The sequence below is a fragment of the Bifidobacterium psychraerophilum genome (assembly GCF_000741705.1).
Lineage (GTDB): Bacteria > Actinomycetota > Actinomycetes > Actinomycetales > Bifidobacteriaceae > Bombiscardovia > Bombiscardovia psychraerophila.
In genome coordinates, this window is record NZ_JGZI01000002.1 from 126,212 (window position 1) to 151,152 (window position 24,941).

The following is a 24,941-nucleotide window of genomic DNA, read 5'->3' on the forward strand; positions in this document are numbered from 1 at the left end:
GGCATATGCGTGCGACGGTGCTATGCCCAGCCCGAGAATAAGCCCCTCGCCATACGGCAATCAGGAAATCTTCAGCTTGCTAGCATCATTATTGAAGAATCAGACCAGAAAACTCACACTTGACACCCTCATAGTCAAAGGTGAGACGATAGTGGTCGGTGTTGCCCCACGCCAGACGCGGAGCATGACCAACCAAGAGCAGCTGTTGCGATCGCATGCGTATGCCTGCGATGCGACGCGCATGAACGATGGAGAAGGCACGGTATGTTCGTTCTGAAAGAAGCATGGTCAACGATCAGCCATCATAAGGGACGCACAACGCTGACCGCTTTGGTCGTGGTCATCGTCTCCGTGGCATCGCTGACGGGGCTGTCCATTCTCAAAGCGGAGAACACAGCCACCACTACGAATTACGACTCCCAGGACGTCACAGCCGTCTTCGGCGTCGATCGCGCCAAGGTCCTTAAAGAGAACAAGAACAAGACGGTGGATTGGTCCAAATACGCGCTGGGCTGGGAGGACTACATCACCTATGCCCAGGCTGCGGTCGTCCAGTTCACCGCCGAATACAACGAATCCTCCGATGTGGCGACGACCGGGGATATCAAGCCCGTAAGCGGGAATTCAGGGAAGGCTTCCGACGACAAGAAGACGGAAGGACGTGGGGGCCTCTCGGTTGTCGGATTCTCGTCCGCGGCCTCCGCCAAGAACGCCGACAATGGCTCATTCACAGTCGTTTCCGGTAAATCCCCCAGTTATTCGGAGACCTCGGCCAGCAACACCGTCCTGATATCCCAGGCCTTGGCCAAGAAGAACGGGCTCAAGGTGGGAGACACCATCACGGTCGCCGACGTGAAGAAGGCCTCCACAACACATAAGCTCAAGATATCCGGCATCTATGTGAATTCCAATGACACCAGCTCCAACTCGGCCGATGCGGCGAATCCCGACAACGCCATCTACACCAGCTATTACAGCTTCATGAGCATGGGCCTGGACACGCAAACCAGTCCGGGCACGACGGGGCATACACTCAACATGCTCTTCGGTTTCAGCACACCGAAGGACTTCAACACCTTCAAGAAGAATGTGCGCAAGGCCGGGCTGAGCGGCGATTACACCATAACGTCGCCGAGCCTGGAACGGTACAACGCCACGGTGGCCCCACTCACCGATCTTGCAACATGGACCCGTTATGCACTCATCGCCCTGGCAGCCGTGGGCGCGATCATCATCCTGGCCTGCGGATTCCTGACCCTGCGCCACCGCAAACAGGAGATCGGCATGCTGATGGCCGTTGGCGTCGGCAAAGGCAGAATCTCATGGCGCCTCATCGTGGAGATGTTCATCGTGGTCATTCCGAGCATTCTCGTGGGGTTGGGCGCCGGATTCGGCATCAATCGTCTGGTGGCCCGCTGGATTCCCGCGTACAGCATCGTCGAAGCGAAACCCGATGGTGACATATGGAAGATACTGCTCCTCACTGCGCTCGGTCTATGCGCCTTGTGCATCGTTTCCTCGATCGCGAGAGTGGTGGCATTCAGAAAACAGAACTTGCTGATGCCCAGAAAGGGGGAGCAGTCATGAAGAAGCATGCGGACAAGGACATCGAGAATGACGGCACCCAGGACGGCATAACCTTGGACGTCAACAATACGGATGACAACAGCACAGCCGAGACAGAGAAGAGTTCCGAGATGACCGAGAACCCTGAAACGACAAACACCGATGCGGACGGCACGGATGACACGGCAGCGGTATCAGCAGAAGGCACCGTCGCGGAGGATACCGATCCGGAAGAACAAGAGGACCCCAAACCCCAGACCCCGTCCGTCAGCTTCTCCATCGTATTCGAAGATGATGCGGAAGACGATGACACAGCCATCGAGGACACCGCAATCGGGGTCACGACCGATGCGGACACCCCAGTAGAAGACACAGCGGTGGAAGACAGCTCTGTAGAAGATACAGCCGTCAATCCGACAGCGGCGGAGCCGGACGTTGCAGGTGGTGCCGCGACAGCCGACACCACCAAAACGGACACCACCGGGGCCGACACCGCTGAGGCGGACACCGCCTTGCCGGGTTCCGCTCGGGGGAAGGCGGATGGCGGCGACGAAGGCAACGCCGGTCAGAACACCAAGGCTGCGGACGGCGCAGATACGGTCGACGACATTGCGGATGGCGCCGGGGATACGGATGTTCCGGCCGCCGCAAACACCGGAACGTCAGCGCTCCGGCCGTCCTCCTCCGATCCCCTGATGAAGGTCTCATCCCGGATCAATGCGGAGATCCACCAGCGCAGCAGGCTCCGCATAGATGAGTACCCGGTGCTCTCCTTCAAAGGGATCACCTATTTCCCGAAGAAGAGCAGGTACGCGATTCTCGATCGGATCGACTGGTCCTTCTACGCCGGCCACCTGCAAACCGTGCTGACGGATTCGGATGAGGCCCGCATGGCCATCATGGGTCTGCTGAGCGGTCTGCTGCTGCCAACCGAGGGACAGGTGGAGCTCCGCGGCAAGAACCTGACGGAGATGGAGCCCTCCGAATACCGCGGCCATCGCGTTGGCATCATGTTCCAGCAGTATTCAAGCCGCGATGAGCTCAGTGCATTGGACAATCTGGTACTGACGATGGAGGCTTCGGGACGCAACTTCCTCAAACCGATGCCGGTTGTCGCCAAGGAGACACTAGAGCGCACGGATTTCCCCAAGGACCTGATCAACGACCCGATATCCACCGTGGATCCCGTCAACAGACGTCGTGCGGAGATCGCCCGCACGCTGTGCTGTGATGCCACCGTGCTTATTCTTGATGAGCCCACCGGCGGACTGGAGCAGGAACAGGCCGCAAGCATCATGAAACTGCTTACCGGTCTCACACAGGAAAATCGACGCTGCGTCGTGGTGCTGACCTCACAGGACGATATCGCCCAATACGGCGAGACGACGTACGAGGCGTAGCCCCTGCAAGGAGGCCACTGCGGAGATCCTTCTTCGCAGTGGCCTCGGTTTTGCGCACCGACGGGGAGCTGACTCGTCCGGGAGCGATGACCGCAACGCCCTCGGCGGGAAGCCGCAAAGGTCTACACTCATAGCAGCGACAAGAAGACGGCTACGTGAGGGAGGGTCTGCGTGAGACGTGCCATCACCAAATTCGGTCACGCCGAAGCGGTGTACCGCTGCCCGATATGTTCCGAAGCGTTGATGCTGGACCAGGCCAGTCTGCTGTGCAGGAACCGTCACACCTTCGATATCTCCTCGAAAGGCGTGGTGTCCTTACTGCGGTCAGCCCCGAATGGCAGCGACCTCTACGATCAAAACTTCTTCGAACACCGAACGGCTGTATTCGAAGCGGGAATCTATCAGCATGTCTCGGAAGCGCTTATCGCCGATGTGCTGGAACTGCTTGCCACCGCGGCGAAGGCGCGAAGCCGCAGCGCTCCGGACGATCACGACTCTGGGTCCCGCGCCACGGAGACCATGAGAATTGTGGATGCGGGGTGCGGCGAAGGCCATTATCTGCGCCTTGTGGAATCGGCGCTCCGTGATCCCGATCACCGGCACGATTTCGAAGAACACAATTCCGAAGAACACGATTCCGGACAGCACAGTTTCGGACAGCACGGTGACCTCACGACCGATCTCATGGGCTTCGACCTTTCCAAGGAAGCCGTTACGCTGGCAGCCCGCGGCGGAGGCGAAATCGAATGGTTCGTCGCAGACCTCGCCCGTATCCCTTTGCTCGACCAGACGGTCGATTGCATCATCAACATTTTCTCCCCGGCCAATTATGCGGAGTTCTCACGGGTGCTCCGCCCTTCGGGCAGGCTCATCAAAGTGATTCCCGGCCCCTCACACGTGCAGGAGCTACGCCGGGCGATAGCCAGGGCCGGGCTGCGTGACGAGGCCGAATACTCGAACAGCAAGGTGATCGAGGGAATCAGCGAGCACATGAACATCATCGGCACACAGTCCATACGCGCGACCACTGCGGTGAACGAGGTGCTGCTACGCGACTTCATGGCCATGACACCCGTGATGTTCCATATCGATCCGGAGCAACTGGACCTGCAGTCCATTCACGAGGTCACGGTCGATGCCGAAGTGATCGTCGCCACCCTCTGACCTATCTCCGCTGGGATCGTGGCACTCATTCGCGCCCCAGCCGTGGCCTGCGCCGGCGCTGGGCCTGGCACGAGCAGGCTACTGCCCCGGATTCGAGGGGGCCCCGGATTCGGATTCAGATGATGGCCCGCCGTCTTCGGATGGAAGCGGAACAACACGGATCTGCCGGGCCGCCTTCACACCGAGCGCCATCGGTGCGGCGTCCTCGGGACCGTCGACAAGACTCAGACTCATCGAAGCCGCATACCGCGATATCGCTCCGATGCGGACATCCTTGCCGATTCCGAATCCCTCACTGTCGAGATATCGGAGCAGATCAGGATCCTCGTCATTGACCCGATCGATGCGCACGACGGAGCCTTGCCGGGCATCCGAGAGCAGCACGCTGTGCACTTCGCTCATCTCACCATTCTCGCCGGGGATGGGATCACCATGGGGATCCTTCGTGGGGTGTCCGAGCACAACGTCGATGCGTTCGATCATCATGTCGGAAACCGCATGCTCCAGTGAATCGGCTTCGTCATGGACCTCGTCCCACTGATAGCCGAGTGTATTGACCAGAAACAGTTCAAGCAGACGATGGCGACGGACCATTTTCACCGCATACCGTTCCCCACGTTCCGTGAGTGTCACGGCCCCATAAGGTGCGTGCTGAACCAGACCGCTGACCACCAGACGGCCCAGGGCACCGGAAACGGTGGAGGGCTTCATGCCCGTCCTTTTGGCTATCGCCGCAGGCTGAATCGGCTCGTGCGTCCATTCCTGAAGATCCCAAATCACCTTGAGGTAGTCCTGCGAATTGGAGGAGAGGCTTTGGAAAGTCATGTCTCCAGTGTATTCATCACGCGGTATTTCCGGTGACGGCCCCCAACGGAGGGGACAATAGCGTGCATATGCGAACCGCAATCCGGGTATGGAAGACGGTGGATGTAACATGGCATGTCCTATACTTCTAGGGGTACAAGATAATTGTTCTAGGGCTAGATACCTGGACATCTCCTTGATGTTCACGCGGTCTACGATGATATGGGGAATTGGGAATTCATGCGGTCAGGAACGACAGTTATGGGAAGCACCGGGGAAGATACGGCCGTCCGCGGCCACGGCCTGATCGAAACGGCCAACGGCCTTTCGCTTGAGGAGATCAACAGCACCATCAGCGTCCCCAAACACAGTTCGGGTTTCTGGAAGAACCTTCTTGCCTTCTCCGGGCCCGGGGCACTGGTGGCCGTCGGATATATGGACCCGGGCAATTGGATCACCTCCATCGGCGGCGGTGCCCAATACGGCTATCTGCTGATGTCGGTGATCCTGCTTTCGAGCCTGATCGCCATGATGCTGCAATACATGTCGGCGAAGCTGGGCATCGTGACGGGCCTCGATCTCGCACAGGCCACCAGGAAGCACACCGGACGCAAACTGGGCATCGTGCTGTGGATCTGCACGGAACTCGCCGTTATGGCGACCGATGTCGCGGAAGTGATCGGCGGCGCGATCGCGCTGAATCTCCTCTTCGGCATCCCCCTGGTGCTCGGCGTGGCCCTGACCGTATTCGATGTGCTGATCCTGCTGCTGTTGATGCAGATAGGATTCCGTCGCATCGAGGCCATCGTGATGTGCCTGATCCTCGTCATCATGGCGGTGTTCATATACGAGGTGGCGCTGGCACAGCCGGATATGGCCGGAGTGATGCAAGGATTCATCCCCCGGGCGGAGATCTTCGGGAACGGGCAGCTGACCATGGCACTGGGCATCGTCGGTGCCACGGTGATGCCGCATAACCTGTACCTGCATTCCTCAATCGTGCAGACGCGAAAATTCGATCGCGGCGACGATACGCAGGTGAAGCATGCGCTGCGCTTCGCCACTTGGGACTCAAACATCCAACTCACCGTTGCCTTCCTGGTGAACTGCCTGCTGCTGGTGCTCGGCGCAGCCCTCTTCTTCGGACATGGCGATGGCTTGGACACCTTCACCTCCCTCTACAATGCCTTGGGTGATCAGAAAATCGCAGGCCCAGTCGCCAGTGGAGCGCTCAGTACCCTCTTCGCAGTCGCGCTGCTCGCATCCGGTCAGAATTCGACGATTACCGGAACGCTGACCGGACAGATCGTGATGGAAGGCTTCATCCGCATGCGCATCCCCATGTGGCTCCGTCGTCTGGTCACGCGTGTGATCTCCATTATCCCCGTCCTGTTGTGCGCGATCCTGTTCGGCGGCAAGGAATCCTCGTTGGATAGTCTTCTGGTCTATTCCCAGGTGTTTCTCTGCATCGCCCTGCCCATTTCGATGGTGCCGTTGGTCTGGTTCACCTCGTCCAAACGGATCATGGGTAAGGAATATGCCAACCCGTGGTGGCTTGCCGCAATCGCCTGGATCGTGGTCGTGGTTCTTACAGGGCTGAATGTGCAGCTGCTGGTTCAGGATGTCGGTCAATTGCTGCAATACTTGATGTAATCGAGTGTCCGGCGGCGCAAGGCAATTGCTCCGACCGGTACCGTACATCACGGTTTGGGGAGGATCATGGCAGCATCATCAAGCTCTTCGGCATCTGGTCTCAGCAAGGAAGAACAACAGGCGGTCAAAGACCGTGCACGCGAACTGCGCCAAAGCAAAAAACGCATCAGCAAGGCGGAACGCGAGGCCCTCGAGGCCGAGGAGGTTGCGACATCCATCGCGGGCCTGGACGAGTTGGACAGGACCATCGCCCTCGCCGTGCAACGCATAGCCAATGAGGTCGATCCGGAACTGAAGGCCAGGCTGTGGTACGGCATGCCCGCATTCACCAAAAATGGCAAGGTCATCATGCATCTTCTGCCCGCAGGGAAATTCCATACCCGATACGCGACCCTGGGATTCGAAGACAGCGCGCGGCTTGATGAGGCCGAGGCCTGGCCGGTGGCCTATGCGATCACGGGCCTGGGTGAGGAAACGGAATCACTGATCCGGCGTACAATCACCAACGCGGTCCAAAGCACCGTGCAGAACCGGCCCCAAGGTGATTAGCCTGAGCGCATATCGAGATATCCGCGACTGATAGGGCCCGCCCCTGCACGTGCGTCATTACACATACAGTTGCAGGGGGCGAGAGCTTTTCATGTCTCAAGAAGTGGTCACAACACGCGCAAAACTCGCCATTCTGGCGGCAGGTGCGCTGACATTCATAGGGATTCTGACGGAAACCTCCCTTACCGTCGCCTTCCCCGCCCTGATCACCGAACTGGGCAAACCGTTGAGCACGATCCAATGGCTGACCTCCGGATATCTGCTCACCGTCACCTTCGTGATGAGCATGGCCTCATTCCTGGTGCAGCGTTTCCGCGCCCGGACGCTCTTCGTCTTCGCGGCCCTGGCCTGCACGATAGGTACGCTGGTGTGCGCCCTCGCCCCGTCCTTCACGCCATTGTTGCTGGGACGCCTGCTGCAGGCCGTGGCGACCGGCATATCGACTCCCCTGATGTTCCACATCGTTTTCGAAACGATACCGCTGCATAAACTGGGCACCTACGTCGGTATCGCCAGCATGGTCACCTCCTTCGCACCGGCACTCGGCCCCACGTACGGAGGAATACTCACCCACGCCATGTCCTGGAGAATGATCTTCTGGTTCATCCTCCCGGTTGTGCTCGCCTCATTGGCCTTGGGGATCGTGGCCATCAGACTCCCTCTGCGCCGATTGGACAAACGCTTCGATCTGTATGGCTTCATCACGCTCTGTGTACTCATGTACAGCCTGATCGAGGTCTGCGACCGTCTCGGGAACGCCAAGGCCTCCGATTACCGCCTCTGGGCCTTCGTTCTTACGGCGGTGCTGTGCCTCGCGCTGTTCATCTGGCACATGGTTCACGGCAAACAACGGATATTGGACTTCCGTCTGCTCGCACGGCCGATCCTGGGACTGCGCGCGACGAATTTCTTCCTGCTGCAGTTCACCAACATCGGCATGTCCTTCCTGATTCCCATCTTCGTTCAGAATGCCATGCATATGGATGCCCTGAGCGCCGGTCTGATCGTGCTGCCGGGTTCCCTGGTCGGATCGCTGGTATCCCCCATCGCTGGAAAGATCTATGACAGAAAGGGCGCTACACTACCTTTGGTCGTCGGCAATGCGTCCATGCTCATCGGCGCGTTGCTGCTCTGGTATTTCACGCACTCGCTGACCGCGGTAAGCCTGATGTGTCTGTATGTATTCGTGCGCTTCGGCTTCAATTTCAGCTTCGGCAACACCATGTCCGATGCCGCCAAACATGTTCAGGCTCACGAAAAAGGCGACATCAACGCCTTGTTCAACACCTTGCAGCAGTTCGCCGGATCGCTGGGAACGGCTGCGCTTTCCGCAGTCATCACCCATGCCCAGATAGTGAACCCGGATGCGACATCCGCGGTCCGGGATGGTGGACAGAGCGATTTCCTGCTGCTATCGGTGCTGGCGGCATGCGGTCTGATCTGCGCCTTGCTTGCGGCCCGCATCTCCGGGAAGCAGCAGGAACCCACACTGGAGAGCATCGAGATCTGAAGCACCGTCATTCAGGCGGGAACACCCCGGCCTTTCCGCCTGTCGATGCCTCGGTCCGTCAGCGCCCACCTGCGGCGAGCCGCATCAGCGAGCTATCAAAATCGAAGTCCTGCGAGACGTCATCGACCTCGCCATCAGCATGGGTGTCATCGCTCACGGGCTGGGACGCGAGGCCATCCTCGCTGCTGCTGTAATGCTCTCCGACGGCAGCGAGCAAGGTCCTGCGTATATCGGCCTGCACCAGACTGGCGAGCTCCCCCGCTACTCGCGTCTGACGATCGACGAGTCCAGGAGACCCCCAATCGACCGTTGCCGCCATCACACCGGTTGGCACGATCACAGCCCTGAGAAACGCAAAGAGGGAACGCATGGAGGTGTCGGGGACCAGGGCATGGCGTTCACTGCCGCCCGTGGCCACAACCGCGACCGGCATACCAAGCACCGCATCCTGCTGAGCGATATCCCAGAATGATTTGAACAGACCTGAATACGATGCCTTGAATACCGGACTTGCGGCGACCAAGGCATCACTTTGCGACACGATATCCAAGGCGGATTGCAACTGCGGCGTGATCTTCCAACTGACCGCCGCCGTGGAGATGTCTTGGGCGAGGTTCTTCAGCTCAATCACATTCACCTGAGCCGCAATACCCTGATCCCTCAGACGCACAACCGTTCTTTCGGCTATGCCCTCAGCCAGTTTCGTTGTGGTCGAAGGCTCTCCAACACCTGCACTCACCACGGTGATATGGCGTCTGTTCGTTTCGGCATGATTCATGAATTCATCCTCATCCTTTTAGTACACCTTAGGCAATTCGACCCGCTGCTCCGGGTTGGAATCCGTATACGGACTGGTTCCGGTGACATTATCGCCACGGTTCTCGTTCGGCTTCGGCTGACGCACTTCCTGATCGCCATAACGTGCCTTGACCATATCCTGATGCGAGGGTGTGGCCACGGCGTTGGGATCCCGGATCTCCGACAGCTCGCGCCTGAGCACCGGGAGCACGTATTCGCCCAGCAGATCAAGCTGCCGCTCCACCATATCGGCGGGCAGACCGCCATGATCGACAAGGAACATCTGACGGGCGTAATCCCCGTAGACCTCGCGCTGCTCAAGCACACGGTCTATCACCTGCTGCGGCGATCCGACCATCAGCGGGGTTTGTTCGACCATCGTCTCCAGACTTGGCCCGCCCCGGTATACCGGCGAGAAATCAAAGTAGGGACGGAAACCGTCCAACGCATCCTGGGAATGCTTGCTGATGAACACCTGGGCGCCGAGACCTACCACGGCCTGCTGCTCACTTCCATGGCCCCAGTGCACGAAACGGTTGCGGTACAGCGCGACCAGACGACGGAAATGGTCGACGGGCCAGAAGATGCCGTTGGCGAAGAAGCCGTTACCGTAGTATGCGGCCTGTTCCGCGATTTCCGGTGTGCGTATCGAGCCATGCCACACAAAGGGCGGCACGTCATCCAAAGGACGCGGTATCGAGGTGAAGCCCTGCAGTGCGGTACGGAATTTCCCCGACCAATCGACCACATCCTCATGCCACAGGCGATGCAGAAGATTGTAGTTCTCCAGGGCCAGCGGCAGACCCTGGCGGATGTCTTTTCCGAACCAGGGATACACCGGTGCGGTATTGCCGCGTCCGAGCATCAGGTCCACCCGGCCACCGGCAACATGCTGAAGAACCGCGTATTGTTCGGCCAGGTTCACCGGATCGTTCGTGGTGATCAGACTTGTCGAGGTGGACAGCGTGATCCTTTTGGTCTGTGCCGCCACGGCCGCCAGGAATGTGGTCGGCGACGACGACCAGAACGGTGGGTTGTGATGCTCCCCTATCGCGAATACATCGAAACCCGCCTGCTCAGCGGTCAGAGCCTGTTTCATCGTGGCCTGCAGACGCTCGGCCTCGGAAGGCACATATCCGCTGACCGGATCCTTGGTGACGTCAGAGACACTCATGACACCGAATTCCATCGGCCCCGGACGCGCAGGCGGGGTCTGTCGCTTGTTCGCCTCAATGATTGCGTCCATGGAATCAACCATCGTCGCATTTCCTTCCGTTATTGATGCGGCCATCTTCCGCACCGTTTCCTTCGACGGACCCAGGCCTGCCGACCCGGATCGCTCTATACTGCCATCGCATGATTATCCGCGCGGCCAAGACGAATGGATGCCGAAAAAGCCAACTGCCTGCGGCTACAGCACTCCATACTGTGGGCAATGTATCACCCCGGACTCACGGCAGCCAGAGACTGAGCTCACACTTCGCTAACAGAAGACGACATACGCTTGGTTTTGCTTCAATTCACTTCAATTCGCTCCGCAGCATTCGCATCCACACTCCCGCCGCCCAAGCAACACGGACAGTGATCCGAGCCAACTCTTCATCCAAGGGACGCGAGAGGAATTCCCGCGCATTCCGTGACCGACGGGATCCTTCGACGCGCTGCCCGGCGCATGGTAAGGGCCCGGTCGTCATCCGACCAGGCCCTTACCGCAACCACAGCCCTCCGAGGGGAAGGCTACCGTTTCACACTCAGTCCTGCTCCTGCTCGATCCAGTAGTCAAGGGCCTTCAGCGGCTGGGCCTCATAGTGTTCCTTGAACTCGCGGACCGCCTCGGGATCATCGTGTTCGGAAAGATGCATGTACATCGTGGTGAAAGGCATCTCACCGGTGAGCTTCACATCGATGACCGAAGGCCTGCCGGAGGCCTTGGCGGCCGCGAAGGCCTCCTTGGCCTCTTCCCTGGTGCGTACGGTGAAACCGAGGGCACCATAGCCTTCTCCCACCTTCGCCCAATCGGTGTCGATGAGGTCGACGCCGGAAAGCGGCTGGTGTGAATCATCGCGCTGCTCCGCCTCGATGAAGCCTAGCGTCTGGTTGGAGAACACGACATTGATGACCGGGGTCTTGTATTTGACCTGCGCAAGTATCTCCTCGGAAAGCATCGCGAAACCTCCGTCCCCGCTCAGGCTGTAGACCGTCGAATCGGGATATTCGAGCTTGGCGGCAAGGGCGGCGGGCACGGCGAATCCCATCGTCGCGTGCTTGCCCGAGGTGGCCCACTTGTTGCTGGGTACCAGATGCGACAGTCGCGCGAAATTGATATTCACATTGCCGACGTCGATCATGAAGATGTCTTCCGGATCCGTCTGGGCGTTGATGATGTCGAAAATCGGTTCGGGGCGCAGCGGCACCCGATCATCCTCATTGAAGGATGCGATCCAATCCTCCCAATTGCGTTTGTTGGCCAGGCACGCGCGGTAGAAAGCCGTTCCCGGCAGTTCCTTACCCGCGTCGATCATCTCCCGCAAGGTCAGTTTGGCATCGGCGAGAATGGCCACGGCCATGCGGTCCTGCAGACGTTTGCCGAGCTTCTCGGAATCATTGTCGATCTGGATGATCCGGGCCTGCGGGCCGACCAGTTTGGAGGCGAAAGGATTGTCGTTGCCGACCCAGACGATCACATCCGCCGCATAGCTGGCTTCGCTGGCGGGTTTGGTTGCGACCCTGCCCGAAGAACCGAGGAAGGCCGGATGCGTATCCTCGACAACGCCTTTGCTCGGATGTGTCGAGACCATCGGCATCTTGAATTTCTCGGACATCTCGATGAGTTCGTCATGGGCGGTGCTTGCACCCTTGCCGAAATACAGCAACGGTGCCTTGGCGCCGGCAATCAGATCCACCGCCTCTTCGATGAGATCGTGATGCGGCTGCAGAGGAAGCGGCTTGCGGAAGTTCTTCGCGGATGCGACGGGCTGCCATTCGATGGGGGTCCAGGCCAGATCCTTCGGGATTGTGATAACCGACACGCCGTTGTACTTGTATGCCTGTCGTATCGCCTCATCGATGAGCGCGGGAAGTCCCTCAGCATTGGTGGCGGTGCGGTTGAAGACGGCGACATCCTCGAAAATAGGCTCTTCGTCCATGGCCTGGAAGAAGTCCATATTCATGAAGGCCTGCGGCACCTGGCCGACCAGGGCGAGCACAGGGACACGGTCCTCGCGCGCATCATACAAGCCGTTGAGCAGATGCACGGCACCGGGGCCCGACGAGCCGAAGCAGACACCGATGCGACCGGTAAGCTTCGCCTCGGCAGAAGCGGCGATTGCACCCGCTTCCTCATGCCTGACCTGGACGAAATCGATGCGCTCACGCTCGTTGTACAAGGCGTTCATCATCGAATCGAATGAGCCTCCGGGCAGTCCGTAGATTCGTGGAACCCCCCATTCCTCGATTACCTTGAGAACCGCATCGCCAGCATTGATTGTTGCGGACATTGTCAGCTACCTCCCTGTAGGACTTGCACTTGATCGACGTTGATACACCCCGTATGCGTCTGGGGTTTTCCCGACCTTTGATGGCATCGTATTACGCGGAGATTGGAAATAACAGATTGTTAGCTGTGAGCTATGTACAATACCCTGTGTTCAATATCACATCTCGAATGGCACCGTCGCTGTCGTGACGGTTCCCATAGGCAAAGGCCGGCGCTCCACCATGACTGATTGCACCATCGTCTGTCAGCAGGACTGGATTTGGGATGCCTTCACCGTCCCGTCGGATGCGGGGATGACCCCGGGCAATGGCGCTCCAGCCGAGCCAAGCGGAGCCATGCGGAATCCGCGAAAGCCGAGAAGATCCCTGGGGCTTTGGCCCATCGATGATCTGCGAAACGGTGATGCGCTATGGGCTCCGCCCGCCTTTCTCATCGCGCAGAACGCCAGAATGCGATCCCGCGGTCTGGACCCGATGCTGATGCTCGCCCCGCCACAGAGATGGCCCGGGATATTGGGGATGAGCCTGATGGGCCGAACCGCCATCACCGCCCGTGCCTCAACCATCCTGCAATGGGTGTCCTACCGCGAAGCGGGGATCCCTGAACGCGATCCGCATCGAGACTCCGTGAATGCGGGCGCACGCCCCTGGTCACAGCTGGCGAACGGCCGGGTAGACACCTTCCCTGCGGCCCAACGCAGCTTGGAGGATCTGCAATCGGCGCTGGTGCAAGCCCCGGCAGACTCCCTGATACTCGTCAGCGAACATGTGGCAGACATCACCGAGGAATGGATGGTGGCCGTACACGACGGGCACGCGATAGCATCCAGCGGATACTGCGTGCACGATCCGAGTGACAGCAGGAGCGTCCTATCGGTGTTTGACGGCGCGCGCTTTGCCAACGAACACAGGATGCCGGCCGAGGAGCTGGCGGTACGTGCGGCTTCACGGATGACCGTCAGGAGCACCGTTCTCAACATCGCTTTTCGTATGGATTCCAGTGCCCTGGTGCTTGAAGCGCTGCCGATGTGGTGCACCCCTCCATACGCATATAGCCGCAGTCAGACGGATCAGCTGCTGATGAGCATATCGGGATGTTCACTGCGCGTACCGGCAAGCACAGCACGGAGTGCTGACGGACTTGTCACCCCTGACAATCAGCAGGTTGAGGAATCCCACCTGTACCGACCAGACCCCTGGATGGAGGAACGCTTCGGCGCGCGCTTCATCCATGAGTCTCACCATGGCGGGAATTCGCCGGAATAACGGCAACGATGCGGGAAGGGCAGCTGCGGCGAGCGCGGCAGGGAAGGTATCAGCATCCCTTCAGCAACATTTGTTAGCCTTTCCGACATTAGCCACGAAGTCCAAAGTCGGCCAATTTGACAATTGTCTGTACACTATTGGTCTATGGGGCAACGGGACGCTGAGGCGTCCCCACTGAATACCAAAGGGGATACGCAATGGCTGAAGGCTATGTACAGCATCAGAAAAAGCAGGCGGACAAGATCATCCGCATCACGGAACGACTCTACATGGAACGCGGCATGGAAGGCTTCACGATAGGTGACATCGCCGACGGGGCGGAGATCACCCGTGCGACGGTCTACAACTATTTCTCATGCAAGGAGGATATCCTCTGGGCCATCTTCTTCGGCAAGATGGATGGTCTGCTGCTGCGGCTGAACGAGAAATTCAAAGACGCCAACACCACCTTCGAACGATTGAGGGCCTACGCCGAGGCGAATTACGAGTACTACAACGAGGACCCAACGTTCGCGATCTTCTTCGACCTCTTCCATACGATCTTCGCGACGGCCAATGCGAAGCCCGAGGATTTCTGGGACAATCCCTACAACACCTCGAACTGGCGCCCGGGGAAAACCATCAGGATGTTCACGGAGCATTTCCACGACGGCAGTGTCAAAGCCGATCTTGATCCCGACTCGACTGTGGTGTCGTATTACTACGCCTTCCTCGGCACGGTGTCCTTCACCTTCAAGAACAAGGACGAGCTGAGCAAATTCTATGGTCTTGACTATCTCAAAGTGGCCCGCACACAGATCGAATGGATCCTTCAATCGATTAAGGCCTGAACGCCGCTCCCGCGTCATCGCCGATGCCGATGCCGGCGATGATGCGGGAGCCTATTTGATGCGCATGGCATAGCGACGGGCCATCGGCGGAAGATCCGGCACGCCGTACCGCCGCACAAGCGCATGCCAACGTTCCAGGTTATCCGCGCCGAAACGTGCGCAGCGCTTCTCCTGTGTCTCCGCGGACACGAAGGCGGGCGGCTGCGATTTGCTGTTGAATTTATCGGCATACATCACGATCTCCTGCTCGGGCGTCCGTGGCACGTAATCGTCCGGCGGCAAGGGCAGATGCTGTTCGACCACCTGCCGCCTGGTGATGCCCACCCCCGTATGGTTGCGCGCGAAGGCCGCGATATCGCGCCCATAACCTTCATCCAGCAATAGCCGGTATCCGATCATCCCATGCAGAATGTAGCGTTTCGAATCGAAGCGCAGACCGCTCCCCTGCTTCGCGTCACCCTCACCCCCGTCTGCCCCGGCATCGGCGAATACACGATAGGTCCCGATGTCGTGGACCAGCGCGCCCACCACCATCAGATGCTCATCCACATCGATAGCGGAGTCGTCATCGGCCGCCGCATCGCCATGAGCCCTGATGTAGCTCTGCAGGATCTGCCGTGAGAGCTCCGCCACAATGACGCAATGGGTGTGCACCAATTCGTATGCCGCTGCCGAAGGGGCCAGACGACGATGCAGACGGTCTATTTCTTCTACTCCAGGAAGCCTTGTGCTCATACCGACATCATATGTTGGCAGGAGAGGGCAGTGCGGCATAATCCTCGCGCCGTCCATTCGGATACTCGCTGTATGCGAATTTATCCGGTCGGTGAAAGCACTTAGACAGTAGAATCAGAGCGTACAACAAGCAAAAGGGGTGACATGGGGACTTCGGGGAACGAACAGTATTCCGCCCAGCGCAGCACTGCAGCCGACCAGCAGACGGCAAGTGCCTGGTCTAATCCGCTACGGGATCCGAGAGATTTGCGCATGCCGCGCGTCGCAGGTCCGTGTTCACTGGTGATTTTCGGCGTTACCGGCGATCTGGCCAAGAAGAAACTGCTACCGGCCGTGTACGATCTGGCCAACCGCGGACTGTTGCCGGCTGGATTCGGCCTGATCGGTTTCGGACGCCGTCAGTGGGACAATGAGGAATTCGCGAATTTCGCCAAGGAGAACATGAAGGCGCACTGCCGGACGCCTTTCAACGAGAAGACCTGGGAGCACCTGCACGATGGCATGCGTTTCGTCACCGGCACCTTCGATGACTCCGAAGCCTTCACACGCCTTTCGGACACGGTTTCCGAATTGGATAGGGACCGCGGCACACGCGGCAACCACGCCTTCTACATGTCGGTACCACCGCGCGACTTCCCTCTGGTATCGAAGCAGTTGGCCGATTCCGGCCTGTCGCACTCCACCGAAGGCGCATGGCGTCGAGTGATCATCGAGAAACCTTTCGGCCATGATCTGGCAAGCGCCAAAGAGCTTGACCGCGTGGTGTCCGAAGTCTTCGAACCGGACTCCGTATTCCGCATCGACCATTACCTCGGCAAGGAAACCGTGCAGAACCTCCTGGCACTGCGCTTCGCCAACACCATGTTCGAGCCCGTGTGGAATGCGAACTACGTCAGCCACGTGCAGATCACCATGGCCGAGGACATCGGCATCGGCGGTCGAGCGGGATATTACGATGGCATCGGCGCGGCCCGCGATGTGATCCAGAACCACCTCATACAGTTGATGGCGCTTACCGCCATGGAGGAGCCCGTCTCCTTCTCCGCAGGGGATCTTACCGCCGAAAAGCGTAAAGTGCTTTCCGCCGTGAGGCTGCCCAAGAACCTGGCCGAGCACACCGCTCGCGGTCAATACTCCGCAGGATGGCAAGGCTCCGACAAGGTGCTCGGCTATCTTGATGAAAAAGGCATCAGCCGGGATTCGACGACCGAGACCTATGCCGCCATCCGCCTGGATGTCGATACACGACGTTGGGCCGGGGTACCCTTCTATCTGCGAACGGGCAAAAGACTCGGCAAGCGCGTCACCGAAATAGCCGTGGCCTTCAAGCCTGCGCCGCATCTTCCCTTCGAAACGACCGCGACCCGTGAACTCGGCGCCAACGCCGTCGTGATCCGGGTGCAGCCAGACGAAGGCGTGACCATACGATTCGGCGCCAAAGTGCCCGGAACGGCCATGGAAGTACGCGATGTGAGCATGGACTTCAGCTATGGACGCTCATTCACCGAGGCCTCGCCCGAAGCATACGAACGTTTGATCCTCGATGTGCTGCTGGGCGATCCGCCATTGTTCCCAACCACAGAAGAAGTCAATCTTTCCTGGAACATCCTCGATCCGATCGAAGATTACTGGAGCACACTCGGACAGCCGCAACCCTACCGGGCAGGAACCTGGGGACCGGCACAGGCCGATGAGATGCTCGCACGCGATGGAAACCACTGGAGGATGCCATGATCGTCGAAATGCCGGATACCGCCACCGCGGAAATCTCAAGAAAAATCGATGCGCTGCACGAAGAACGCGGAGAAGCGGCACTTGGCCGCGTGCTCACGCTGCTGATCAGCACTTCCGAGGAGGAGCTTGAGGAAGCGCTGGAAACGGCCAACGCCGCCAGCAGGGAGCATCCCTGCCGTGTGATCGCCATCGTGACCGACGGCTCGGATGCAGGCGAACATTCCAAACTCGACGCCCAGGTGCGTTTCGGAGCGGATGCAGGTGCAGGCGAAATCGTGGTGCTCAAGCCCTTCGACGGTTTGAAGCGTCACCTGGACACCCTCGTCATCCCGCTGCTGGTGCCGGATGCACCCGTCGTCGCCTGGTGGCCCTCCAAGGCGCCGGAAGATCCTTCGAAGGACCCCATCGGGAAGATGGCTCGAAGCCGCATCACCGATGCGATCCGTTCAGCCAACCCGGACGCGTCATTCACCGCCCTGCGCGCCCATTGGTCATGCCACGATATCGATATGTCCTGGACGCGCCTGACCGTCTGGCGCGCGATGCTCGCATCCATGCTGGACCAGCCACCGCATCTGCCGATCACATCGGTACGCGTGCAAGGCCAGTCCCACTACATCCCACTGGATCTGCTCGCCGCGTGGCTCGCCGTCCGCCTGGACGTCCCGGTCACCATCGAACGCAGCGACGATCTGAACGCCATCACCGGCGTCTTCTTCGAGCGTGAGAACGGTGTGCTCAGCATGGAGCGTCCTTACGAGGATCAGGCGACCATCTGCCAGCCTGGGGAATCCCAGCAGGACGTGGCCATGCCCATGAGAACGCTGGAGGAATGCCTCAGCGAGGAGATGCGACGCCTTGACCCGGATGAGGTGTATGCGGAGGTCATCACCAAAGGCTGGGGTATGGTCGACCACGAATAAACAGCCGGCCAAGCAGGAACGCACACCCACCAGATAGGAATCAGGACACATTGCCTCAACGACTTGCCATTGCATACCCGAATCCCGAGCTGCTGCACACCGCCATCGCATCTCGGCTTCTCATCGAGATCGGCGACCGGATCGCCACGCAGCACAGGGCCGACATCGCGCTGACCGGTGGCACTGATGGCAATGCCGTACTCAGGCATATCGCCAGCAACCCCCTGAACGAAGCCGTGGATTGGAGCTGCGTGCACCTCTGGTGGGGCGACGAACGATTCGTCCCGGCGGACAGCGATGACCGGAACGCCAAACAGGCACGAGAGGCATGGTTCGGGGACCTGGTCTCACAAGGGCTGCTGCCAGAATCGCATATCCACGAAATGCCTGCGGATCAGCGGAAGCCTCAGGAGATCGCCGTGGCGAACCCTGAGGAGAACGACCATCTCCTCGACCAGGCCGCGAACACCTACCAACAGGAACTCATCCGTGAACTCGGTGACAACCCGGCATTCGATGTGGCGATGTTCGGCGTGGGCCCCGATGGTCATTTCGCATCGCTCTTCCCCGACTTTCCGCAAGTCGTCATCAACGATCCGGATGTATTCGTCACCGGTGTCAGCGATTCGCCCAAAATGCCGCCATTGCGTCTGAGCCTCACCGTGCCCTTCATCAGACGCAGCAGAAAACTCTGGATACTCGCATCCTCACCACGCAAAGCACCCGCAGTGCGCAGCGCGTTATCCTCGGTGAACAACCCGCATGTGCCAAGCTCCTTCGCCAGCGGCACCCAGGAGACCTTGTGGCTCCTCGATGAGGAAGCCGCCGCCTCCACCCTGTGACGGGCCTATCCGTGCAGTTATGGCCTCATCCCCATTCCAGGGGTGTGGGAGAGGCGTGGAACAGGGCACCGCGAAGTCGTCAGGAATAACGAAAGGGCCACAGCAAGGCCAATGTGGGCCTGCTGTGTCCACGTAAGAGGAAAAAGTCAGGGGTATGACGCGCGGCAATCGCCACGTGATTCTTCGCGCCGTTAGCAGGTGCTCACTTCGCCTACGGGAAACCCACAGGCTTCCCGTTTAACGGCTCAGCCATGATGCTGATGGAGATCAGCCCTGCTCGATTTCCTTCTGGCCCGGTTCTGACCCCGCAACCAAGGACCGCAAGACGCGGTCCCAACAATTGCTCGCAGCCCCGCAGGGACCGCTCACACAGAACCTGACGGCAGTCCACAGGACTGCCGCCTCCCCAAGGAAATCAGCCCTGCTCGATTTCCTTCTGGCCCGGTTCTGACCCAGCAACAAACGACCGCGCCACAGACGCACGGCCTCAACAATTGCTCGCAGCCCCGCAAGGGCCGCTCACACAGAACCTGACGACAGTCCACAGGACTGCCGCCTCCCGAAGGAAATCAGCCCTGCTCGATTTCCTTCTGGCCCGGTTCTGCCCACAAGGTATGGAATGCGCCGGATTCATCGACGCGGAAGTAGGTGTGAGCTCCGAAGAGATCGCGCTGTCCTTGGATCAGGGCCGCGGGGAGACGCTTCGAACGCAGACCGTCGTAGTATGCCAGGGAGCTGGAGAACATGGGTACAGGGACCCCGGCTTCGGCGGCCTTCGACACCACGCGGCGCCATGAGGTCTGGGCTTTGGCGACAGCATCCTTGAAGAAGGGATCGAAGAGCAGCGATCCGAAGGTCTCGGAGGAATCATAGGCGTCTGAAATACGATTCAGGAACTTCGCGCGGATGATGCAGCCACCGCGCCAGATGCGAGCCACCGCACCCAAATCGATGTCCCAACCATACTGCTTGGCACCCTTTTCGATCTCGTTGAATCCCTGTGCATAGGCGACGATCTTCGATGCGTACAGGGCCTGACGAACGTCCTCGATGAAGGCCTTGCGCGACTCATCATCCTTGAGTGCCTCGGCGAATGCACCCTCCGGATCCGGACCTTCCAACCCCTTGCTGGCAGCCTCATCACGCAATGCGGCCTCCGAGGAGAGCCCACGGGCGAATACGGCCTCACCGATACCGGTTACCGGGGTGCCGAGCGACAGCGCGGTCTGCACCGTCCATGTGCCGGTGCCCTTCATACCCGCCTGATCGACGACGATATCGACGAAAGGCTTGCCGGTTTTGGCGTCCTTATGCCCCAGGACCTCGGCCGTGATTTCGATGAGGTAGGAGTTCAGGTCGCCCTTGTTCCACTCAGCGAACACTTCGGCGATCTCGGATGGCTCCATGCCAAGACCTCGGCGGAGCAGATCGTAGCTTTCCGCGATGACCTGCATATCGGCGTATTCGATGCCGTTGTGCACCATCTTGACGAAATGACCGGCGCCATCGGTGCCGATATGGGTCACGCAGGGCTCACCTTCGGCCACGGCGGCGATGCTCTTGAGAATCGGGCCCAGGGTCTTCCAGGACTCGTCCGTTCCACCCGGCATCATCGAGGGTCCCTTGAGGGCGCCCTCCTCGCCACCGGAGATACCGCAGCCGACGAAGTGCAGGCCGCGCGCGCGGATGTCCTTCTCGCGGCGGATGGTGTCTTCGAAGTATGCGTTGCCGCCGTCGACGATGATGTCTCCGGGTTCCATCGCATCCGCGAGTTCATTGATGACGGCATCGGTCGGCGCACCGGCCTTGACCATGATGATTGCGGTGCGGGGCTTCGCCAGGGAGGAGACGAACTCCTCAACGGTTTTGGCCGGGATGAACGCCCCTTCGGAACCGTGCTCCGCGATCAGCGCCTCCGTGCGTGAATAATGACGGTTGTATACAGCCACGGTGTTGCCGTGATGCGCCAGGTTCCTTGAAAGGCTCGCTCCCATGGCGGCAAGGCCCACCACTCCGATATTCGCTTGTTCTTCGCTCATCCCATACCCTTTCAATTACGATATTCGTCCCAGCTACCGTCTGCGGACTCCCCAAACAGTGTATTGCCCTTCGAGGTGTGCAGGCTGTGCTTTCACAACTCGCGCAAGGAATACTCCCCTGTTTGGTTAGACGCGACGAGCATCTGGTTGTTCTTCAAATCTTTCCAGCCATCTTCGGTACGCTGCTCAAAGCCTGATGATGCCACGACGACGCCCGCGGGCTTGTTGGCGTCATCGGGGATCTCCCGGTATCTGATCACACGGTAATCATCCACGTATTCCGACTGGTCGTAACGCTCATAGATATCGGCGATGCGGGGCGGGATATCGGTGCGTCCGGCGGCCCTCAAGCATACGAGCTCGTTCTGGCTCTGCACGATGCAGTTGTACGAGGACTTCGGGTAGCTTTTCCTCAGATCGGCGACCGCCTGCGCCACCGCCTGCGCCAATGCGTACCCCTCGCCGACGTGCCTGAGCACCAGTGAGAAGAAGAGGGCGGAATCGCTTTTGCCACCGGTTTCAAGCATCAGATTCTCATCGAAATCGAAATCACGATTATCGATGATGTTGACTCCCCGGTCATCGCTGATATCGCCGTTGTGGATGAAGCTCAGCCCATCCGCGAAGAAGGGCTGCTGGTTCTCCATGATCAGCGGGAGATTCGATGAGGCCAGACGCAAATGGAACAATCCACCGCGGGCACCCTGCTCGGACATGGTTTCGAAAGCAGGGTCGAAGTGGGCGGCGAGGGTCGAACGATAGAAATTCGCCGCCGTCTCGGGCGTGGGGGCTCCACCGTCGCGCTTATGCGCGCCTTCGGGCGGCTGTGCCAGCAGTGAGGCTCCCCAACCATCGTTATGGATTCTCGAAATCGAACGGAATTGGGCGACATCCTTCTTCCCGATCACATCGCTCAGACTCATATTGCTTCCGTTGGTGGCATACCCCAGTAATCTGCACATATCACTTCACTCTAACGCATCGGAATAGCTGCTTGCCCGCTCATCTCAGATCATGCTGATCGCGAGCGAATCTATTCCTTGTTGTCTTTGGCTTCCTTCGAATCCTTCTTGTCCTTCTTGGCCTCCTGCAACATGGCCTGCTGACGTTTCGTCCTGCGAAGGGTCACCCGCTGCAGACGCGGCACTCTGCGCGTCGTGACGAAGAGCGGCTGCACCTCGACGATTGGGTTGTAGGGCGCCAGTCCGAACCATTTGACCGGCGATCCGGCGACATGCCTGATCGCATATTTGACCTGCAAGGCAAGCGCCCTGCCGGTGGTGATCTTCGACTCGGGCATCAGGGCCTTATGGATCAGGATGTACTTGATCGTACCGATCTGCGGATCCTCATCGACCTTGGGATATACCGAGGTCTGTTGGGGCATTTCACCGCTGTCGATCAGCTCATGCATGATCTGGTGCAGATAGGTCGCCACATTCTGATCGACTTTGAATCCGAGCCTCATCCTGACGCGGAAGAGATAGTTCGTCCCGAAATTCTCGACCGAGTAGTCACGGGTGAAGGGATCGTCGGTCGTCTGCACCGAAACCGCCCACCAGGCACGGGCCCTCTTGGGGTGATCGGCGAAGATCGAGAAGAAGATGTCGGTGTCCAGGCGGCACATCTCGGTATCGGAGGTGAGATACACCAGATTATCCGCGTAATACGGCACCCGGAAGTCGTTGTGCAGCATGTCGAGCGCGGGCAGGCACTCCTTCGGGGCCATATGCCTTCGTTGGGAGCGTTCTACCTTCGTGCCTTCGTTCCATGTGTACATGATGAAGAGGATCGCCAAGGTCAGCAGCATCGTGAACCAGCCGCCATGCAGGAACTTGGCCATCGAAGCCATGAAGAAGAGCATCTGTATGGCGAGGAACACCACCGTGAACACCACCGCCCAGAACTTCCTGCCCTTGAACCATATATAGACGGCGAGCAGCACGGTTGTGGTGATCATCGTGATGGTCAGGGCCAGACCATACGCAGCCGCGATATGTTCGGAATCCCGGAAGATGCCCAGCACGATCAGCGTCGCGGCGCAGAGCACCATGTTGACGACCGGGATATACAGCTGGCCGCGGGTCCTCGCGGGGTAACGCACCTGCAGATGCGGCATCCAGTTGAGGCCCGTGGCCTCCGAGACCATCGTGAACGCCCCGGTGATCAGGGCCTGCGAGGCGATCACGCCTGCCGTCACCGAAAGCGCGACGGCCACGTAACGTACATTCGGGTTCATCATCTGGAAGAAAGGATTGAGATTCTGGACGTTCTTAAGATCAGGGTTGTTCTGATTGTTGAGCATCCAGGCGCCCTGGCCGAAGTAGTTGAGCACCAGCGCGATCTTGATGAACGGCCAGGTGATGTAGATATTGCCACGTCCCACATGACCCATGTCCGAATACAGTGCCTCGGCACCGGTTGTGGACAGGAAGACCGTCCCCATGATGGCCAGACCCGCGACGTTCCCCGAACTGAAGAGGAACCGCAGACCGTACATCGGGTTCAGAGCCTCGAAGACGGTCCAATCGTTGCCGAGATTGGCGACCCCGACGACCGCGAGGAAGGCGAACCAGATCATGACCACGGTTCCGAAGACCTTGCCGATGCGCTCGGTCCCCCTCGACTGCACCGAGAACAGGATGAGAATCACCACGACGGTGATCATCAGGGTCAGGTTCTCGTTATCGTTGAAAACGGGTTCCAGCAGGGGAAGGGTCTTCAGACCCTCGACGGCTGATGAGATCGACACCGCCGGGGTGAGCACCGAATCGGCCAGGAAGGCCGCGCCACCAAGCATGGCCGGTATGACCAGCCACTTCGCATGACGCCTGACCAGGCTGTACAGCGCGAAGATGCCGCCTTCGCCCTTGTTGTCGATGCGCAGGGCGATGAATACGTATTTGATTGTGGTGATCAGGGTGATCGACCAGAACACCAGCGAAAGCATGCCGAGCACGGCCGGACGGTCGGCGTTCCCGATGCCGCCCTGTCCGCTGAGGAAGGTCTGCGACATATAGAGCGGGGATGTTCCGATATCGCCATACACCACGCCGAGGGCGACGATGGCCATCCCGAGACTCACCTTGTCCGGTGAACTTTGGATCCTGATCCACAGGCGGCCCAAGGGGCCACGGCTTGATGCCTTCTTGCGCTGCGCGGCGAGTTTCATCGCCGCCTTGCGCTCCGCCTTCAGCGCGATCCGCTCCTCGCGGGTACGGGCCTGATGCGAGACCTTGGGCGCTTTGGTGATGCTCTCGGGCGGCAGGATCGAATCCTCGATCACCGCTTTGGGCTGCTTGTTCTGGCGTTCATCGGAAGCATCCGAGGCCCCGGTCTTCACGGTTTTCTGGGCATCCGCTTTTCCGCCATCATCCGTCTTGTCGCCATTGGCACTGTCGACACCGCTGCCATCATCCGAAGGCTGCGCGCCGGTGTCATCCCCCGTACCGGCGTCGATATGGTGCCGCGATAAGTTATGGTCCGACTCGTCGCCGGTCTCCTTCTCGTCACCGATGCCACCGTCAACGGACTGTGACTCATGCTGCTTCTCAGACATACACCCCTCCAATGGCAGGTCAAGCGCGCTGCCTACGCGTTTTTTCACACGTCCGCATTACGTTAGCACCTGTG

19 protein-coding genes are annotated in these 24,941 nt (G+C 59.3%); 11 read left to right on the forward strand and 8 right to left on the reverse strand.

Annotation, left to right across the window (positions count from 1 at the left end):
- The first annotated feature begins 264 nt into the window (after positions 1 to 264).
- The 3 genes from BPSY_RS00940 to BPSY_RS00950 all read left to right on the forward strand — a co-directional run bounded on the left by BPSY_RS00940 (position 265) and on the right by BPSY_RS00950 (position 4,130).
- A complete protein-coding gene (locus BPSY_RS00940) occupies positions 265 to 1,587 on the forward strand; it encodes an ABC transporter permease (protein ID WP_033495964.1) in 1,323 nt (440 codons plus the stop codon).
- On the forward strand, positions 1,584 to 2,966 hold the full coding sequence (locus tag BPSY_RS00945) for an ATP-binding cassette domain-containing protein (protein WP_033495962.1): 1,383 nt from the start codon (positions 1,584 to 1,586) through the stop codon (positions 2,964 to 2,966). Before BPSY_RS00940 ends, BPSY_RS00945 begins: the two co-directional genes overlap by 4 nt.
- 171 nt (positions 2,967 to 3,137) lie before the next feature.
- Positions 3,138 to 4,130, forward strand: coding sequence for a putative RNA methyltransferase (locus BPSY_RS00950; RefSeq protein ID WP_033495961.1), 993 nt, complete (start codon positions 3,138 to 3,140; stop codon positions 4,128 to 4,130).
- A 78-nt stretch (positions 4,131 to 4,208) separates the two neighbouring features.
- Here BPSY_RS00950 and BPSY_RS00955 read toward each other — a convergent pair whose 3' ends face one another.
- On the reverse strand, positions 4,209 to 4,955 hold the full coding sequence (locus BPSY_RS00955) for a metal-dependent transcriptional regulator (protein ID WP_051921352.1): 747 nt from the start codon (positions 4,953 to 4,955) through the stop codon (positions 4,209 to 4,211).
- A 240-nt stretch (positions 4,956 to 5,195) separates the two neighbouring features.
- Between BPSY_RS00955 and BPSY_RS00960 the strand changes: the two genes are divergently transcribed.
- The 3 genes from BPSY_RS00960 to BPSY_RS00970 all read left to right on the forward strand — a co-directional run bounded on the left by BPSY_RS00960 (position 5,196) and on the right by BPSY_RS00970 (position 8,646).
- Positions 5,196 to 6,587 (forward strand): Nramp family divalent metal transporter, encoded by a 1,392-nt coding sequence (locus tag BPSY_RS00960; RefSeq protein WP_051921354.1) that lies wholly within the window; start codon positions 5,196 to 5,198, stop codon positions 6,585 to 6,587.
- Positions 6,588 to 6,653: 66 nt separating this feature from the next.
- The gene (locus BPSY_RS00965; protein ID WP_051921355.1) at positions 6,654 to 7,136 is read left to right on the forward strand and encodes a DUF1801 domain-containing protein; all 483 of its coding nucleotides are present in this window, start codon (positions 6,654 to 6,656) and stop codon (positions 7,134 to 7,136) included.
- A gap of 91 nt (positions 7,137 to 7,227) precedes the next feature.
- The gene (locus tag BPSY_RS00970) at positions 7,228 to 8,646 is read left to right on the forward strand and encodes an MFS transporter (RefSeq protein WP_033495959.1); all 1,419 of its coding nucleotides are present in this window, start codon (positions 7,228 to 7,230) and stop codon (positions 8,644 to 8,646) included.
- 58 nt (positions 8,647 to 8,704) lie between these two features.
- Here BPSY_RS00970 and BPSY_RS00975 read toward each other — a convergent pair whose 3' ends face one another.
- The 3 genes from BPSY_RS00975 to spxB form a co-directional block, all read right to left on the reverse strand.
- On the reverse strand, positions 8,705 to 9,424 hold the full coding sequence (locus BPSY_RS00975; RefSeq protein ID WP_033495957.1) for a CE1759 family FMN reductase: 720 nt from the start codon (positions 9,422 to 9,424) through the stop codon (positions 8,705 to 8,707).
- Between the two features lie 18 nt (positions 9,425 to 9,442).
- Positions 9,443 to 10,702: a CE1758 family FMN-dependent luciferase-like monooxygenase gene (locus BPSY_RS00980; RefSeq protein ID WP_238556758.1), complete on the reverse strand. Its 1,260-nt coding sequence runs from the start codon at positions 10,700 to 10,702 to the stop codon at positions 9,443 to 9,445.
- 493 nt (positions 10,703 to 11,195) lie between these two features.
- Positions 11,196 to 12,941: a pyruvate oxidase gene (gene spxB, locus BPSY_RS00985; protein ID WP_033495955.1), complete on the reverse strand. Its 1,746-nt coding sequence runs from the start codon at positions 12,939 to 12,941 to the stop codon at positions 11,196 to 11,198.
- 184 nt (positions 12,942 to 13,125) lie between these two features.
- Here spxB and BPSY_RS00990 point away from each other — a divergent pair, with 184 nt between their 5' ends.
- The gene (locus tag BPSY_RS00990) at positions 13,126 to 14,205 is read left to right on the forward strand and encodes a hypothetical protein (RefSeq protein ID WP_033495953.1); all 1,080 of its coding nucleotides are present in this window, start codon (positions 13,126 to 13,128) and stop codon (positions 14,203 to 14,205) included.
- 197 nt (positions 14,206 to 14,402) lie between these two features.
- Entirely contained in the window at positions 14,403 to 15,035 is a 633-nt protein-coding gene (locus BPSY_RS00995) for a TetR/AcrR family transcriptional regulator (protein WP_033495951.1), read from the forward strand.
- A gap of 51 nt (positions 15,036 to 15,086) precedes the next feature.
- Here the strand turns inward: BPSY_RS00995 and BPSY_RS01000 are convergent, their stop codons facing one another.
- Positions 15,087 to 15,770: an HD domain-containing protein gene (locus BPSY_RS01000; protein WP_033495949.1), complete on the reverse strand. Its 684-nt coding sequence runs from the start codon at positions 15,768 to 15,770 to the stop codon at positions 15,087 to 15,089.
- A 252-nt stretch (positions 15,771 to 16,022) separates the two neighbouring features.
- Here BPSY_RS01000 and zwf point away from each other — a divergent pair, with 252 nt between their 5' ends.
- From zwf to pgl, 3 genes are read left to right on the forward strand one after another with little or no spacing between them, the layout of a single operon-like run.
- Entirely contained in the window at positions 16,023 to 17,504 is a 1,482-nt protein-coding gene (gene zwf / locus BPSY_RS01005; RefSeq protein ID WP_238556766.1) for a glucose-6-phosphate dehydrogenase, read from the forward strand.
- A complete protein-coding gene (locus tag BPSY_RS01010; RefSeq protein ID WP_033495945.1) occupies positions 17,501 to 18,427 on the forward strand; it encodes a glucose-6-phosphate dehydrogenase assembly protein OpcA in 927 nt (308 codons plus the stop codon). Before zwf ends, BPSY_RS01010 begins: the two co-directional genes overlap by 4 nt.
- 50 nt (positions 18,428 to 18,477) lie before the next feature.
- Positions 18,478 to 19,269 (forward strand): 6-phosphogluconolactonase, encoded by a 792-nt coding sequence (gene pgl, locus BPSY_RS01015; protein ID WP_033495943.1) that lies wholly within the window; start codon positions 18,478 to 18,480, stop codon positions 19,267 to 19,269.
- A 569-nt stretch (positions 19,270 to 19,838) separates the two neighbouring features.
- On the opposite strand, the gene gndA is transcribed toward pgl, so the two are convergent.
- The 3 genes from gndA to BPSY_RS01030 all read right to left on the reverse strand — a co-directional run bounded on the left by gndA (position 19,839) and on the right by BPSY_RS01030 (position 24,867).
- Positions 19,839 to 21,308: an NADP-dependent phosphogluconate dehydrogenase gene (gene gndA / locus BPSY_RS01020; RefSeq protein ID WP_033495941.1), complete on the reverse strand. Its 1,470-nt coding sequence runs from the start codon at positions 21,306 to 21,308 to the stop codon at positions 19,839 to 19,841.
- 92 nt (positions 21,309 to 21,400) lie between these two features.
- A complete protein-coding gene (locus BPSY_RS01025) occupies positions 21,401 to 22,270 on the reverse strand; it encodes a class II glutamine amidotransferase domain-containing protein (RefSeq protein ID WP_033495939.1) in 870 nt (289 codons plus the stop codon).
- 71 nt (positions 22,271 to 22,341) lie between these two features.
- Positions 22,342 to 24,867: a KUP/HAK/KT family potassium transporter gene (locus tag BPSY_RS01030; RefSeq protein WP_081884041.1), complete on the reverse strand. Its 2,526-nt coding sequence runs from the start codon at positions 24,865 to 24,867 to the stop codon at positions 22,342 to 22,344.
- Between the last annotated feature and the right edge of the window lie 74 nt (positions 24,868 to 24,941).

Coding starts and splice junctions, on each gene's coding strand:
- BPSY_RS00940 (WP_033495964.1), top strand. CDS start 265: ATGTTCGTTCTGAAAGAAGCATGGTCAACGATCAGCCATCATAAGGGA.
- spxB (WP_033495955.1), bottom strand. CDS start 12,941: ATGTCCGCAACAATCAATGCTGGCGATGCGGTTCTCAAGGTAATCGAG.
- BPSY_RS00975 (WP_033495957.1), bottom strand. CDS start 9,424: ATGAATCATGCCGAAACGAACAGACGCCATATCACCGTGGTGAGTGCA.
- BPSY_RS00995 (WP_033495951.1), top strand. CDS start 14,403: ATGGCTGAAGGCTATGTACAGCATCAGAAAAAGCAGGCGGACAAGATC.
- BPSY_RS01030 (WP_081884041.1), bottom strand. CDS start 24,867: ATGTCTGAGAAGCAGCATGAGTCACAGTCCGTTGACGGTGGCATCGGT.
- BPSY_RS00980 (WP_238556758.1), bottom strand. CDS start 10,702: ATGGTTGATTCCATGGACGCAATCATTGAGGCGAACAAGCGACAGACC.
- BPSY_RS00970 (WP_033495959.1), top strand. CDS start 7,228: ATGTCTCAAGAAGTGGTCACAACACGCGCAAAACTCGCCATTCTGGCG.
- gndA (WP_033495941.1), bottom strand. CDS start 21,308: ATGAGCGAAGAACAAGCGAATATCGGAGTGGTGGGCCTTGCCGCCATG.
- BPSY_RS01025 (WP_033495939.1), bottom strand. CDS start 22,270: ATGTGCAGATTACTGGGGTATGCCACCAACGGAAGCAATATGAGTCTG.
- BPSY_RS00955 (WP_051921352.1), bottom strand. CDS start 4,955: ATGACTTTCCAAAGCCTCTCCTCCAATTCGCAGGACTACCTCAAGGTG.
- BPSY_RS00945 (WP_033495962.1), top strand. CDS start 1,584: ATGAAGAAGCATGCGGACAAGGACATCGAGAATGACGGCACCCAGGAC.
- BPSY_RS01010 (WP_033495945.1), top strand. CDS start 17,501: ATGATCGTCGAAATGCCGGATACCGCCACCGCGGAAATCTCAAGAAAA.
- BPSY_RS01000 (WP_033495949.1), bottom strand. CDS start 15,770: ATGAGCACAAGGCTTCCTGGAGTAGAAGAAATAGACCGTCTGCATCGT.
- BPSY_RS00965 (WP_051921355.1), top strand. CDS start 6,654: ATGGCAGCATCATCAAGCTCTTCGGCATCTGGTCTCAGCAAGGAAGAA.
- BPSY_RS00960 (WP_051921354.1), top strand. CDS start 5,196: ATGGGAAGCACCGGGGAAGATACGGCCGTCCGCGGCCACGGCCTGATC.
- zwf (WP_238556766.1), top strand. CDS start 16,023: ATGCCGCGCGTCGCAGGTCCGTGTTCACTGGTGATTTTCGGCGTTACC.